The organism is Paracidovorax avenae ATCC 19860, assembly GCF_000176855.2.
GTDB classification, from domain to species: Bacteria; Pseudomonadota; Gammaproteobacteria; order Burkholderiales; family Burkholderiaceae_C; genus Paracidovorax; species Paracidovorax avenae.
Map to the genome: position 1 here is coordinate 4936665 of NC_015138.1, position 14424 is coordinate 4951088.

The following is a 14424-nucleotide window of genomic DNA, read 5'->3' on the forward strand; positions in this document are numbered from 1 at the left end:
ATCCAGGCCGAGCGATGGACCACATCATCTACACCTCCATGACGGGCGCCAGCGCTGCCGCGCAACGGCAGGCGGTGCTGGCCAACAACCTCGCGAACGCCTCCACCAACGGCTTCCGCGCGGAGATGTCCACCTTCCGCTCGGTGCCCGTGCAGGGCGACGGCTCCAAGACGCGCGTGTTCGCGCTGGAGGCGACCTCCGGCCATGTGGAGACGCCCGGCCCCGTGCAGCGCACCGGCCGCAACCTGGATGCGATGGCGGTGGGCAACGCATGGTTCGCGGTGCAGGGCCTGGACGGCACCGAGGCCTATACCCGCAACGGCAGCTTCGAGGTGAATGCGGAGGGCCAGCTGCGCACCTCCAACGGACTCACCGTGCTGTCCGACGGCGGCGGCCCGATCGACGTGCCGCCCGGCGCCGACGTGACCCTGGGCTCGGACGGCACCATCACTGCGCGCGTGGCGGGCCAGCAGCCCACCCCGATCGGACGGCTGAAGCTCGCCACCCCGACGCCGGAAGACCCGCTCAAGCGCGGCGACGACGCGCTCTTTCGCACCGCATCGGGCGATCCGATGCCCAATGACCCGAATGCGCGGCTGCTGTCCGGCGCGCTGGAGGGCTCCAACGTGAACGCCGTGGAAAGCATGGTCGGCATGATCGCCGCCTCCCGGCAGTTCGAAGCCCAGATGCGGCTGCTGCAGACGACCGAGAACAACGACAAGACGGCCGCCCAGCTGCTCAACCTGAACGGCTGACGCCGGCGCCTACGCCCCTCTCACCGCACGCCAAGCCAAGCCCGCATTCCCCGAGGAACCGCCATGATCAATTCGCTCTGGATCGCCAAGACCGGCATGTCCGCCCAGCAGACGCAGCTGGACGTGATCTCCCACAACCTCGCCAACGTCTCCACCACCGGCTACAAGCGCAACAACGCGGTGTTCGAGGACCTGATCTACCAGAACCTGCGCCAGGTGGGCGCGCAGACCACCGAGCAGAACCAGCTGCCCACCGGCCTGCACCTGGGCCTGGGCGTGCGCACGGTGGCCACCAGCCGCAACTTCACGCAGGGCAGCCTGGCGCAGTCCAACAACAACCTGGACGTGGCCATCAACGGCAACGGCTTCTTCCAGGTGACGATGCCGGACGGCACCACGGGCTACACGCGCGACGGATCGTTCCAGCTCGACTCCCAGGGGCGCCTGGTCACCTCCAGCGGCCTGCCCGTGGCCAACGGCATCACCGTGCCGGCCAACGCCACGGGGATCAGCATCAGCACGGACGGCATCGTCTCGGCCACCGTGCCGGGCACGACCGCGCCGCAGCAGATCGGCACCCTGGGCATGGCGAGCTTCATCAACTCGGCCGGCCTGGAGCCGATCGGGCAGAACCTGTTCAAGGAATCCGCGGCGTCGGGCCAGCCCCAGCAGGGCACGCCCGGCACCAACGGCCTGGGCATCATCCGCCAGGGCTTCCTCGAAACCTCCAACGTGAACGTGGTGGAAGAGCTGGTGTCCATGATCCAGACCCAGCGCGCCTACGAAATGAATTCCAAGGCCATCCAGACATCCGACCAGATGCTGGCCAAGCTCGCGCAGCTGTGATGCGCGCCCTCCCCTTCCTGACCACCGCCGGGACACCGACCATGCCGCACACCGCCGCCTCCCTCTTCCTCCGCGCAGCCCCGCTGCGCCTCGCCGCCGTGGCCGCCCTGCTGGCCGCCACGGGCTGCGCCTCCGTCAATCCGCCGCCGCCGATCGACATGCCGCCCACCCAGGCGCCGATCGCCGTGCAGACGGCGCCCCGCGCGACCGGCCCGGCCACCGGCAGCCTTTTTCATGCAGCCAGCTACCGGCCGGCATTCGAGGACCGCCGCGCGCGGCTCGTGGGCGACATCGTCACCATCCAGATCGTGGAGACGATCTCCGCATCGCAGAAGTCCAGCTCCAAGGTGGACCGCACGGCCGCCAACACGGCCGGCGTGACCGCGTTCCCCTTCATCGGCGCGAGCGACATCGGCAAGCTGAAGCTCGGCGGCAACAGCACCAACAACTTCGAGGGCAAGGGCGACCTGCAAAGTACCAATACCTTCACCGGCACCATCACCACCACGGTCGTGGACGTGCTGCCCAACGGCCACCTCGTGATCGCGGGCGAGAAGCAGATCGGCGTGGCCGAGAACGTGGACGTGCTGCGCTTCTCGGGCACCGTGGACCCGCGCTCGCTGCAGCCGGGCAGCGTGGTCAGCTCCACCCTGGTGGCGAATGCCCGCGTGCAGTCGCGCGGCAGGGGCTCCCCGGCCGAGGCGCAGGCCATGGGGTGGCTGGCTCGGGCGTTCAATTCGGTGGCGCCGTTCTGAGCCGACGCCGGCTTTCGAACCCGGCCGCACTCTTTCACCTGCCCGCATCGCCCTCACGGTGGTGCGGGTTTTTTGCTTTCTGCGGCCCGGCGGCGCACGGAGGGACGCCCCCTTTGTTCCCTCATAAAGCGGGTGATCCGGCGGCTTTTCCCTCCATCCCCCGGCGCCCTTCGATCCCACAATCGGTGCCATGAAGTCTCCTGCCCCCACCTCCTTCCTCGCACGCGCGCACCGGGCCGCCCTGCGGCTGGGGCTCGCGCATGGCCTTGCCGCGCTCGCCCTGCTGGGGGCGATGGCGCCCGCGCACGCGCTGCGCATCAAGGAAGTGGCGGCCGTGCAGGGGGTGCGCAGCAACCAGTTGACGGGCTACGGCCTGGTCGTGGGCCTGGACGGCACGGGCGACCAGACGACGCAGATGCCCATCACCACGCAGGCGCTCACCAACTACCTGCAGCAGATGGGCATCAGCCTGCCGCCCGGCACGGCGGCGCCGCAGCTCAAGAACGTGGCCACGGTGATCGTGACGGCGCAGCTGCCGGCGTTCGCCCAGCCCGGGCAGTTCATCGACGTGAACGTGTCCTCCATGGGCAATGCCAAGTCGCTCAAGGGCGGCACGCTGATCGCCACGCCGCTGCGCGGCGCCGACGGCGAGATCTACGCGCTGGCGCAGGGCAACCTGGTGGTGGGTGGCGCAGGCGCCGCGGCCGGCGGCAGCAAGGTGCAGATCAACCACCTGAGCGCGGGCCGCATTCCCGAAGGCGCGCAGGTGGAGCGCTCGGTGCCCACGCCGCTGAATGACGGCGACACGATCAACCTCGGGCTCAACGCCTCGGATTTCCAGACCGCGCGCAAGGTGGCGCGGGCCATCAACGACAAGCTCGGCAAGGGCGCGTCCATCGCCACGGCGCTAGATGGCCGCACGGTGCAGGTGCGCGCCCCGCAGGACCCGGGTGGCCGCGTGAACTTCATCGCCGACCTGGAAGAGATTCCGCTGGCCGACGCCACGCCGGCGGCCAAGGTCGTGATCAATGCGCGCACCGGCTCCATCGTGCTCAACCAGGCCGTGACGCTGGGCCCCTGCGCGATCGCGCACGGCAACCTGTCGATCACGATCAGTTCCACGCCGGTGATCAGCCAGCCCAATCCGCTCTCTCAGGGGCAGACCGTGGTCGCGCAGAAGAGCGACATCGCGATCAAGCAGGAGCCGGGCAACATCATCCAGATGCCGCCCTCGCCGCAGCTCGCCGACGTGGTGCGCGCACTCAACACGCTGGGCGCCACGCCGCAGGACCTGCTGGCCATCCTGCAGGCCATCAAGGCCGCAGGTGCGCTCAATGCCGAACTGGAGGTCATCTGATGGCCGCCGTGTCCGCCACCGCCTGACTGCAGGGAGACCGCCATGTCGCTCAGCCTGACGTCCTCCGCCCCCGCCACGGCCTCGAATGCGCTGGCGGTGGATGCGCGCTCGCTGGATGCGCTGAAGTTCCAGGCCGGGCAGAACGACCCGAAGGCCGCGAAGGAAGCGGCCAAGCAGTTCGAATCGCTCTTCATGCGCGAGATGATCAAGAGCATGCGCGAGGCGACGATGAAGTCCGGCCTGATGGAAGGCGAGCAGGGCAACCTGGGCCAGGACATGCTGGACCAGCAGTTCTCGGTGCAGATGTCGGGCCTGCAGGGCGGGCTCTCGGAAGCCATCCAGCGCCAGCTCACGCGCCAGATCGGCGGCGGCCAGGAGGCCGCGCCCACGTTTTCCCCGCCGTCCACGCTGAGCCTGCAGCCGCAGCAGTCCGCGCGCGCCGCAGCAGCTGCCAACGCCTACGCCCCTGCACCCAAGGGCCGCGACGGCTTCGTGCAGCACCACCGCGACGCAGCCGAGCGCGTGTCGCAGGAAAGCGGCATCCCCGCGAGCTTCATGCTCGGCCAGGCCGGGCACGAGACCGGCTGGGGCCGCAGCGAGATCCGCAGCAAGGACGGCAGCAATTCCTTCAACCTGTTCGGCATCAAGGCCGGCAAGGGCTGGACGGGCAAGGTGGCGGAGGTGACCACCACCGAATACATCAACGGCACGCCGCGCAAGGTGACGGCCAAGTTCCGCGCCTACGATTCCTACGAGGATTCCTTCAAGGACTACGCGCGCCTCATCAACGACAACCCGCGCTACGAAAAGGCCCGCAGCAAGACGCATTCGGCCGTGGCTTATGCGGCCGAGCTGCAGAAGGCGGGCTACGCCACGGACCCCGAGTACGCGCACAAGCTGAGCCGGGCCATCCACAGCACGCTGCGCGTGGGGCCCTCGGCATGAAGGCGGGTGAACGCACATGAGTCTGCTCAACGTCGGCGCGCGCGCCCTCCTCGCCAACCAGGTGGCCCTGCAGACCGCGGGCCACAACATCGCCAACGTCAACACCGCGGGCTACTCGCGGCAGACGCTGTCGCTGCAGACGGTGCAGGGCCAATTCACCGGTGGCGGCTACATCGGCCAGGGCGTGGACGTGCAGACCATCCTGCGCAACCACGACGAGCTGCTGACGCGGCAGGCTGCGGCGGCGGACTCGGTGCAGTCGGCCGACAAGACCCGCGCGGAGCGGCTGTCGCAGCTGCAGGACGTGTTCGGAGGAGGCACCAGCGGACTGGGTGCGGCCATCACCGACATGCTCAACTCGTTCAAGGACGTGGTGGCCTCGCCCATGGACATGACCGCGCGAACGGTGTCCATCACCCGCATGGACGAGACCGCCGCGCGCATGCGCTCGGCGGCCGGGCGCGTGGACGAGATCCAGTACACGGTGAAGGAACAGCTCAACGGCGACGTGAACGCGCTCAACGCCCTGGCCAAGCAGATGGCGAGCGTGAACGAGCAGATCGCGCGCGTGAAGGGCAACGGACAGACGCCCAACGACCTGCTGGACCAGCGCGACCAGATCATCCGCCAGATCAACCAGTACGTGCAGACCACGCAGGTGGCGGCTGACGACGGCACCGTGGGCCTGTTCGTGGCGGGGAGCCAGCCGCTGGTGCTGGGCACCACGGCCACGCCGCTGCAGGTGCAGGAATCGAGCATGTTCCCGGGCAGCGGGCAGCTCAAGGTGTATTTCAGCCCGCCCGGCACCAAGCCCATCGAGCTGGACGACGGGATGCTCGGCGGGGGCGAACTCTCCGGCCTGCTGCGGTTCCACAACAATGACCTGGCCGAGGGCCGCAACCTGCTGGGCCGCATGGCGCAGGCCATCGGCATGACGATGAACGCGCAGCACAAGCTCGGCCTCACGCTGGACGGGCAGGCCGGCAAGGACCTGTTCACCGTGCCGGCCAGCATGCCGGGCTACACGAGCGGCACGGCGGTGGGCAATGTGTCGTTCTCCGACGCCACCAAGTTCGCCGCCTCGGACTACGAAGTGCGCTTCACCACGCCGCCCGCGGGACAGGTGGTGCGCCTGTCCGACGGCAAGGCCACGGCCTTCACCGACCTTGCGAACCTCGCGGGGCAGCAGATCGACGGGCTCACGTTCAACATGACGACCGCCGGCGCCGCTGGCGAGCGCGTGATGTTCAGGCCGTTCAGCAGCGCGGCGCGGGACATCGAGGCCAAGGTGCTGTCGCCGCGCGACCTCGCCGCCGCGAGCCCTGTCAACGCCGCGATGGGCACGGCGAACAACGGCTCGCTGCAACTCAGTTCCATCAAGGCCACTGCGAGCCCTTACACGCCCCCCCCGACGCCGGGCGGCGTGACGCTCACCTTCACCGCGGGTCCGCCGGCCACCTACGGCGTGACCGGATCGACCTCGCCCGCTTCGGGCACCACGGGCCTGGCCTACACGCCGGGCCAGCCCATCACCATCGACGGCTGGGAGATCACGCTCAAGGGCACGCCGGGCACGGGCGATACCGTGAAAGTGGGCAATGCGCTGGATGCGCAATACGGCGACGCCTACAAGCGCAACGCCGGCAATGCCTCGGCGATCGATGCGCTCGGCGACGTGAAGATGTTCGACGATGCCACCATGAGCGACGGCTACGCCGGGCTCATGGCGCAGGTGGGCACGCGCATGCAGAACGCCAAGTACGCATCGGACGTCTCGTCCACGATCTCCACCAACCTCGAGCGTGACCGCTCCGCCGTGGCGGGCGTGAACCTGGACGAGGAAGCCGCCAAGCTGATCCAGTACCAGCAGGCCTACCAGGCCTCGGCCAAGGTGCTGCAGATCGCGCAGAGCATTTTCGACAACCTGATCCAGACGATGGGCCGCTGACGCCGCCCGCGCCGCATCGCCCCCGGCCCACCGGAGCACGCCATGAGTACCTTCTACCGCACCGCCAGCGCCAACCAGTACGAAAACGCACTGCGCAACCTGTCGCAGCGCCAGACCGCGCTCTCCAACCTGCAGGAAAACCTCACTTCCGGCAAGCGCGTGGTGCGCGCGAGCGACGATCCGGTGGCGGCCGCCCAGGCCGAGCGCGCGATCACGCGCATCTCGCGCGTGCAGAGCGAGCAGCGGGCCCTGGAGAACGCGCGCAACACCGTCACACAGGCCGAATCCACGCTCGGCCAGGCCGTGGACATCGTGCAGGAACTGCGCCAGCTCATCGTGAGTGCGGGTGGCGGCACCCTCAAGCCCGAAGACCGCAAGACCATCATGAACCAGGTGCAGGGCCTGCGGGAGCAGCTGTCCGACATGGTCAACCGCAAGGACACGAACGGCCTGCCGCTGCTGGGTGCGCTGGGCAGCGCGCTGGCGCCCTTCCTGGGCCCGCAGTCGGGCAGCCCCGACTACAGCTTCGCCGGGTTGCCCGGGCAGGCCTCGGGCTCAGCCACCTCGCTGCCGATGTCGCTGGACGGCGAATCCGCCTTCATGTTCCAGCCCAAGCGCGACGGCGTCTATACGGCTTCGGTGAGCAACATCCCCACGGGCCGCCTCCTGACGACCGATGGCGTGAAGGCAGGGGACACCTCCCTCATCACCGGGGACGACTACCAGATCGTGTTCAGTGGCGTGGGTCCCGGCGCGACGGCCGGCACCACCACGGCCACCTACACCATCACCAACATGACCACCGGCGTGGCGTCCGCGCCCGTCACGGTGCCGGACTTCCCGGCGGACAAGCCCGTGTCGATCGCGGTGACCGGCATCCCGGGCGTGAGCTTCAACATCACCGGCACGCCTACCAAACAGAACGACGGCACCTACAACTTTTCTCCGGCCAACGGCGACACCATTTCGCTCAAGCCCAGCGCCAGCATCTTCAGCAGCATCGACCAGGCAGTGCGCGACATCGGCGGCGCGACCAACGGCAACGCGGCCGCGCAGGCCGTGGGCCAGGCACTGAACAACATCGACATCGGCCTGGAGCGCATCCAGAACATGCGCGGCTATGCGGGCGAGCTGCTCAATCGCGCGGACCGCATCACGGGTGACCAGGACAAGCGCGCGGACCAGCTCGAGGCGGACCGCTCGCGCGCCGAGGATCTCGATATGATCAAGGGCATCTCCGATTTCCAGAACAACCAGACCGGCTACCAGGCAGCGCTGCAGTCCTATGCCCAGGTGCAGAAGCTGTCGCTGTTCAACTACATCAGCTAAGCGGAAGCGAGACAAGCGGGGCACCGGGCCCGGCCTCCTCCGCCTGCCCGCCCCGCAAAGCCCAACATGGTCCAATCCGTCCTCGGCAGCCTGATCCTGGGCTATCGCCCTCTCTGGAACGCCGCGCGCCGGCTCACGGCCGTGCAGCTGCACGTCCACAACGCCGGCGAAGCCGTGGTCGATGCGCCGCACCTGCTGCGCACGCTGCAGGAGCTCTGGAGCGCGGGCTCGCCGCCGCTGCTGCTGTCGCCGCAGAGCCCGCAGCTGCTCATCGACCTGCTCGCCCAGGCGCCGCGCGGATCACCCTGGATCAGCGTGCCCGATGCATGGCTGGCCGACACCGGCATCTTCGAGCGCGTGCGGGCGGCGCACCAGCGGGGCCTGAAACTGGTCTGGCGCGGCGCGCTGGACCGGCTGCCGCCAGCGGAGGTCGCGGCCTGCTTCGACAACAGCCTGCTGTCGCTGTCCGCCAACGACGCCATGGCGGCGCTGCGCGCGGCCGGCGGCCAGATCCGCGGCGCCCCCGCCCAGCCCAGCCCGGTGATCGCGGGCCAGATCTACGAGAACATCGCGAGCCGCCCGCTCATGGAGCATTGCCTGGACCGGCACGGCGCGCTCGCCATCGCCGGCTGGCCTTCGGAAGACGTGCTCTACAGCCTGCGCCACCAGCAACTGCAGCCCGCCCACGAGACCGTGCACAAGCTGATGCGGGCCATCGACGCGGAGCAGTCGCTGGAAGCCTTCGAGCAGATCCTCGGCGAAGACCCCCTGCTCGCCTACCGGTTCATGGTCTATACCAACTCCGCCGCGCTGGGGCTGCGCACGGGCGTGGATTCGCTGCGGCGCGGGCTGGTGATGATGGGCTATGGGTCGCTCCAGCGCTGGCTGGGCGACCAGTTGCCGCATGCGAGCACCGATCCCAACCTGCAGCCCATCCGCGAGTCCATGGTGATCCGCGCGCACCTGACAGAGCGCCTGCTCGACGCCGGGGTGGAAAACGACCTGCGGCGCGAGGTCTACCTCTGCGGGCTGCTGTCGCAGCTGGGGGAACTGCTGTCCGAGCCGCTGGGCGCCATCCTGCGGCGCCTGCCCCTGTCCGAGCGCATCTACGACGCGGCCGTGCTGCACCAGGGCCCCTATGCCCCCAGCCTGGAGATGGCGTGCGCGCTCGAATCCGAGGATGCCGCACCGATCCGCCAGCTCTGCGAGGCACACGAGATGGACCTGGAGGAAATCAACCGGGGGTTGCTGCGGGTGATCTCCGATCTGGTTGTGGAGCGGCCGGCGGGGAAGTGAAGCGGCTGGCGCGCTCCGTTCAACCCTGTCCGCCCGCCGCGCGCCGGAACACCTTCCAGAACCCCGGATCCTGCGTGGTCGTGAAGTTGATGCGCATGAGCGTGCAGGGCCGGCGGGTGGCGTGGAACAGCGCGCCGGGCGCGATGAGGTAGCCCTCGTCGAGCATGCGCTGGGCGAGCATGTCGGTGTCCACGCCCGTTTCCACCCAGCCGAACATGCCCGCGGGCTCGGCCGCGAAGCGCTGCCCGGCCTCCAGCGCGATCTGCACGCTGCGCGCCCGCGCCTGGGCCAGGCGCAGGCGCATGCGCTCGGCGTGGCGGCGCAGCTGGCCCTGCTCGATGCATTGCGCCAGGGCCTTCTCGAGGATGGAAGGCGTGGTAAGCGTGGACAGCAGCTTCGTGTCCAGCAGCCGCTCCACCAGGCCCTCGGGCGCTGCCAAGTAGCCCACCCGCCAGTTGGGCGCGAGGATCTTGGCGAAGCCGTTCACGTAGATGGTGCGGCGCAGCCCGTCCAGGGCCGACAGGCGCGTGGCGTGGTCAGGCGCGATGTGGCCGTAGGTGTCGTCCTCGACGATGTGGAAGCCGTGCCGGTGGGACAGCTGCAGGATGCGGTGCGCATGCCCCGGCGACAGGCTGTAGCCGGTGGGGTTGTGCAGCACGCTCACGCTCACGAACAGCTTGGGCGCATGGGCCTCGCAGTAGCGCGCCATCACGTCCAGGTCCGGCCCCTCGGGACCGCGCGGCACGGGCAGCACGCGCATGCCCAGCGCATCGAGCCGCGCGAACTCCACCGACCAGCCGGGCTCCTCCACCATGACCGGGTCGCCGGCCTTCAGCAGGGTGCGGCTCACGATGTCCAGGGCATGCGTGGCGCCGATGGTGGTGATGATCTGCGCGGGTTCCGCCGGCACGCTGAGGTCGGCCAGCCGCCGCGCGAGCGCCGCGCGCAATCCGGCGTCGCCCCGGGGCTCGCCATAGACCAGGGAGCCATCCTGCAGCGCACGCCCCGCGGTGACGCGGCGCACGGCAGCGAACATGAAGCGCGCGTCTTCGAGCCAGCCCGGAGGAAACACGCCGGCGCCCGGCTGGGGCTTGGACGAGGCCTGATGGAACATGCCGCGGATCAGGGTGGTGGCGTTGATGTGCGAGCCCGACATCGGCAGCGCAGCGGCGCCGAGGATCGAGGCCCCCGCGGCCGGTCCGCCCGGTGCGGCCGGGGGCGCGCCGGCGGGAGCGCCCGGCACCGGGGCCGGAGACCTCTGCAGCGCATCGCGCACGAAGAACCCGCGCTGGCGCCGCGCCTCCACGAGGCCCTGCGCCAGCAACTGGTCATAGGCGGCAACCACGGTGTGGGTGCTCACGCTCTGCTGGCGCGCGCATTCGCGCACCGACGGCAGCCGCGCGCCCACGGGCAGCAGCCGGCTGCGGATGCGTTCCGCGAATCGCTCGGCGAGCTGCTCGGTCAGGGTGCGTTCGGGCGTGCGGGTCAGCATGGAAGGCTTTCTGGAAACTGTGTCGCTCATCACACCTGTACAGTTCATGAACTTGTGCAGCTGTCTGTATTGGTACTGTAGCGGAATCGTGCCTACAGTGGGTCCCGTAACCGCACGTATCCCGCCCGCAACTCCGCCGCACCCATGCCCCTGGTCGAATTCACCGCACTCCTGGTCCTGGCGGCTGCCATGAGCTTCTCGCCCGGCCCGAACACCACGCTGTCCACCGCCATCGCGGCCAACCGCGGCCTGCGGCCGGCCATGCGCTTCGTGTGCGCCGTGCCGCTGGGCTGGTCGGCGCTGCTGCTGGTGTGCGCCGCGGGCATCGGCAGCCTGGTGGTGGCCGTGCCCGCCCTGCGCACCGGCATCAAGGCGGTGGGCATCGCCTACCTGCTGTGGCTGGCCTGGAAGCTCTCGCGCAGCGGCCGGCTCGCCGATGCCGATGCGGCCCGCATGGACGTGGGCTTCTGGTCCGGCGCCGCACTGCAGTTCGTGAACATCAAGGCCTGGCTGCTGGCGCTCACCATCGTGGCGGGCTGGGTGGCCGGCCGGCCGGACAGCCTGCCGCGCCTGGCGGTGGTGGTGCCCGTCATGATCGTGTTCGCCTTCGCCAGCAATTTCCTCTACGCCGCCACCGGTGCGCTGCTGCGCCAGTGGCTGGCCCGCGGCGCCCGCCTGCTCTGGTTCAACCGCGGCATGGCGGCGGTGCTCGCGGCCACCGCCGCCTGGATGGTGACGGCATGAGCGCCGTGCCCGCGTCCACGGCATCCCCCGCACCGCGGCCCGCGGCGGTGCGTTCCGCCGAAACCCGCGGCCTGCTCTGGGGGCTGCTGGGCGTCGCGATCTTCGCGCTCACGCTGCCCATGACGCGGCTGGCCGTGGGCACGCCCGAGGCGCCGCAGTTGCCGGGCGCGTTCGTGGCCATCGCCCGCGCCGCCATCGCGGGGCTGCTGTCGGCGGCCCTGCTGCTGGCGCAGCGCGCGTCGCTGCCGGCCCGCGAAGACTGGCTGCCGCTCGCCGCCACGTCGCTCGGCGTGGTATTCGGCTTTCCGCTGCTGACCTCGCTGGCCATGCGCCACGTGGCTGCGGTACACGCCAGCGTCATCATCGGCCTGCTGCCGCTCGCCACCGCGCTGGTGGGCGCGCTGCTGCACCGCCAGCGGCCGTCGCCGCGCTTCTGGCTCTGTGCGCTGGCCGGCACCGCGCTGGTGGTGGCCTTCGCCCTGCAGCGCCCCGGGGGCGGCGGGCTGGCATGGCACCCGGCCGACCTGCTGCTGCTCGCCGCCGTGTTCTGCGCGGCCGTGGGCTACGGCTTTGGCGGGCGCCTGTCGCTGCGCATGCCGGCCGGCGCGGTGATCTGCTGGGCGCTGGTGATGGGGTTGCCCGTGGCGCTGCCGGCAGCCTGGCTCTTCGCACCCTCGCCCGATGCCGCGGCGTCCGTGGCCCCTGCCGCCTGGGCGGCTCTGGCGTACGTATCGGTGTTCTCCATGTGGCTGGGCTTTTTCGCCTGGTACCGGGGCCTGGCCCTGGGCGGCACCGTGCGGGTGAGCCAGGTACAGCTGGTGCAGCCGTTCCTGGGCATGCTGTTCGCCGTCCCGCTGCTCGGTGAACGGCTGGATGCGGCCAGCCTGGGCGTCGGGCTCGCCGTCATGGCCACGGTCCTCATCGGCCGCAGCGCGCCCGCCGGGCAGCGCGCCCCTGCAGGTCCTGCCACCCCGGGGAGGCCGCCGCGCAGTTAAGCTCTTTTCCTGGCGGGGCCCACCCCTTGCCCCTCCGACCGGCCGCACGACGGCTTTTTTCGACAACGACGACACGAACGAGGCACGGCCCCTTCCTTCCCCGGGCCTGCCGCAGGAGATGATTTCCATGACGACCTGGACCCTGGCCCAACGCGCCGCGAAGATGAACCCCTCGGTGATCCGCGAGATCCTGAAAGTGACCGAGAAGCCCGGCATCATCAGCCTGGCGGGCGGACTGCCCTCCCCCAAGACCTTCCCGGTCGATGACTTCGCACAGGCCTGCGCGGCAGTGCTGGGCAACGACGGCGCATCTTCGCTGCAGTACGCGGCGAGCGAGGGCTACCTGCCGCTGCGCCAGGCCGTGGCGGATTTCCTGCCCTGGGACGTGTCGCCCGACCAGATCCTGATCACCACCGGCTCGCAGCAGGGCCTGGACCTGGTGGCCAAGGTGCTCATCGACGCGGGCAGCCGCGTGCTGGTGGAGACCCCGACGTATCTCGGCGCCCTGCAGGCGTTCACGCCCATGGAGCCCGACGTGCACAGCGTGGCGAGCGACGACGAAGGCCCGCTGGTGGACGACCTGGCGGCCAAGGTGGGCTCGGGCGCGGACCGCGCGCGCTTCATGTACCTGCTGCCCAACTTCCAGAATCCCACCGGCCGCACGATGACCGAGGCGCGCCGCGTGGCGCTGTCGGCCAAGGCCGCCGAGCTGGGCCTGCCGCTGGTGGAGGACAACCCGTACGGCGACCTCTGGTTCGACCAGCCCCCGCCGCTGCCGCTCACCGCCCGCAACCCGGAAGGCTGCATCTACCTGGGTTCGTTCTCCAAGGTGCTGGCCCCCGGCCTGCGCCTGGGCTTCCTGGTGGCGCCGCACGCGCTCTACCCCAAGCTGCTGCAGGCCAAGCAGGCGGCCGATCTGCACACGCCCGGATTCAACCAGCGCATGGTGGCCGAGGTGATGAAGGGCGGCTTCCTGGACCGCCACGTGCCCACCATCCGCGCGCTCTACAAGCAGCAACGCGACGCGATGCTCTCGGCCATGGAACGCGAGATGCAGGGCCTGGGCGTGACCTGGAACCGCCCCGACGGCGGCATGTTCCTCTGGGCGCGCCTGCCGGAAGGCATGAGCGCGCTGGATCTCCTGCCCGAAGCCGTGGAGCGCAACGTGGCCTTCGTGCCCGGCGCGGCCTTCTATGCGGACAACGCCGACGCGCGCACGCTGCGCCTGTCCTTCGTCACCGCGAGCGCGCAGCAGATCCAGGAAGGCATCGCCGCCCTGGCCGCCGCCATCCGCGCGCGCCTGCCGCAAACCGCGGAGGCCTGACGCCATGCTGAGACTCTGGGGACGCGTGTCGTCCATCAACGTGCGCAAGGTCCTCTGGGCAGCGCAGGAGCTGGGGCTGGAGCTGCAGCGCACCGACGCGGGCGGCCAGTTCGGGCTCGTGCGCGAGCCGCAGTTCCTGGCGCTCAATCCCAACGGCCTCGTGCCGCTGATCGAGGACGAGGGCGTCTCGCTCTGGGAGTCGAACACCATCGTGCGCTACCTCTGCGCGCGCCATGCGCCGGGCGACCTCTATCCGGAAGACCTGCCCACGCGCTTCCTGGCCGAGCAGTGGATGGACTGGCAGCAGACCACCCTCAACCCGGCCGGCCGCGACGCCTTCCTGCAGTGGATCCGCACGCCTGCGGCGCAGCGCGACCCGGCTGCGATCACCCGTTCGGTCGCGGCCACCGAACCGCTGATGGAACTGCTCGACACGCACCTGGCGCGGCATGCCTACCTGGCAGGTGACCGCTTCACGATGGCCGACATTCCCGTGGGCTGCGAAATCCACCGCTGGTGGGGCCTGCCGCAGGAGCGTCCTGCCCGGCCGCACCTGGAGCGCTGGTTCAACGCGCTGCGCGCGCGCAGCGGCGCCCTGGGCGTGCTGGACCAGCCGCTCGCCTGACGCCGCCCGCGGC

The 14424-nt window shown here is 70.1% G+C and carries 13 protein-coding genes; 12 read left to right on the forward strand and 1 reads right to left on the reverse strand.

All coding sequences use genetic code 11. The annotated features are described in order from the left end of the window. The first annotated feature begins 14 nt into the window (after positions 1-14). The 8 genes from flgF (at position 15) to ACAV_RS21465 (ending at position 9231) form a co-directional block, all read left to right on the forward strand. Positions 15-755, forward strand: coding sequence for a flagellar basal-body rod protein FlgF (gene flgF / locus ACAV_RS21430; RefSeq protein WP_013596671.1), 741 nt, complete (start codon positions 15-17; stop codon positions 753-755). Between the two features lie 63 nt (positions 756-818). Further along, entirely contained in the window at positions 819-1601 is a 783-nt protein-coding gene (flgG, locus tag ACAV_RS21435; protein ID WP_011797436.1) for a flagellar basal-body rod protein FlgG, read from the forward strand. A 41-nt stretch (positions 1602-1642) separates the two neighbouring features. Further along, a complete protein-coding gene (locus ACAV_RS21440; protein WP_049791283.1) occupies positions 1643-2356 on the forward strand; it encodes a flagellar basal body L-ring protein FlgH in 714 nt (237 codons plus the stop codon). A 190-nt stretch (positions 2357-2546) separates the two neighbouring features. Beyond that, positions 2547-3713: a flagellar basal body P-ring protein FlgI gene (locus tag ACAV_RS21445; RefSeq protein ID WP_013596673.1), complete on the forward strand. Its 1167-nt coding sequence runs from the start codon at positions 2547-2549 to the stop codon at positions 3711-3713. A 42-nt stretch (positions 3714-3755) separates the two neighbouring features. Further along, the gene (gene flgJ / locus ACAV_RS21450; protein WP_013596674.1) at positions 3756-4658 is read left to right on the forward strand and encodes a flagellar assembly peptidoglycan hydrolase FlgJ; all 903 of its coding nucleotides are present in this window, start codon (positions 3756-3758) and stop codon (positions 4656-4658) included. 16 nt (positions 4659-4674) lie between these two features. Beyond that, a complete protein-coding gene (gene flgK, locus ACAV_RS21455) occupies positions 4675-6606 on the forward strand; it encodes a flagellar hook-associated protein FlgK (RefSeq protein ID WP_013596675.1) in 1932 nt (643 codons plus the stop codon). 42 nt (positions 6607-6648) lie between these two features. Beyond that, complete coding sequence (flgL, locus tag ACAV_RS21460; RefSeq protein WP_013596676.1) at positions 6649-7935, forward strand: flagellar hook-associated protein FlgL; 1287 nt, start codon at positions 6649-6651, stop codon at positions 7933-7935. 66 nt (positions 7936-8001) lie between these two features. Next, positions 8002-9231 carry an HDOD domain-containing protein gene (locus ACAV_RS21465; protein WP_013596677.1) on the forward strand — a complete coding sequence of 410 codons (1230 nt, stop codon included), beginning with the start codon at positions 8002-8004 and terminating at the stop codon, positions 9229-9231. Between the two features lie 19 nt (positions 9232-9250). Here ACAV_RS21465 and ACAV_RS21470 read toward each other — a convergent pair whose 3' ends face one another. Continuing rightward, positions 9251-10723 (reverse strand): aminotransferase-like domain-containing protein, encoded by a 1473-nt coding sequence (locus ACAV_RS21470; protein ID WP_013596678.1) that lies wholly within the window; start codon positions 10721-10723, stop codon positions 9251-9253. A 144-nt stretch (positions 10724-10867) separates the two neighbouring features. On the opposite strand from ACAV_RS21470, the gene ACAV_RS21475 reads away from it, so the two are divergent. The 4 genes from ACAV_RS21475 to ACAV_RS21490 all read left to right on the forward strand — a co-directional run bounded on the left by ACAV_RS21475 (position 10868) and on the right by ACAV_RS21490 (position 14411). Beyond that, positions 10868-11467, forward strand: a complete 600-nt coding sequence (locus ACAV_RS21475; protein ID WP_013596679.1) for a LysE family translocator — start codon at positions 10868-10870, stop codon at positions 11465-11467. Then, positions 11464-12462 (forward strand): DMT family transporter, encoded by a 999-nt coding sequence (locus ACAV_RS21480; protein ID WP_013596680.1) that lies wholly within the window; start codon positions 11464-11466, stop codon positions 12460-12462. The genes ACAV_RS21475 and ACAV_RS21480 overlap by 4 nt, the downstream gene beginning before the upstream one ends. 127 nt (positions 12463-12589) lie before the next feature. Next, the gene (locus ACAV_RS21485; protein WP_013596681.1) at positions 12590-13786 is read left to right on the forward strand and encodes an aminotransferase-like domain-containing protein; all 1197 of its coding nucleotides are present in this window, start codon (positions 12590-12592) and stop codon (positions 13784-13786) included. 4 nt (positions 13787-13790) lie between these two features. Next, positions 13791-14411 carry a glutathione S-transferase gene (locus ACAV_RS21490; protein WP_013596682.1) on the forward strand — a complete coding sequence of 207 codons (621 nt, stop codon included), beginning with the start codon at positions 13791-13793 and terminating at the stop codon, positions 14409-14411. The last annotated feature ends 13 nt before the right edge of the window (positions 14412-14424 follow it).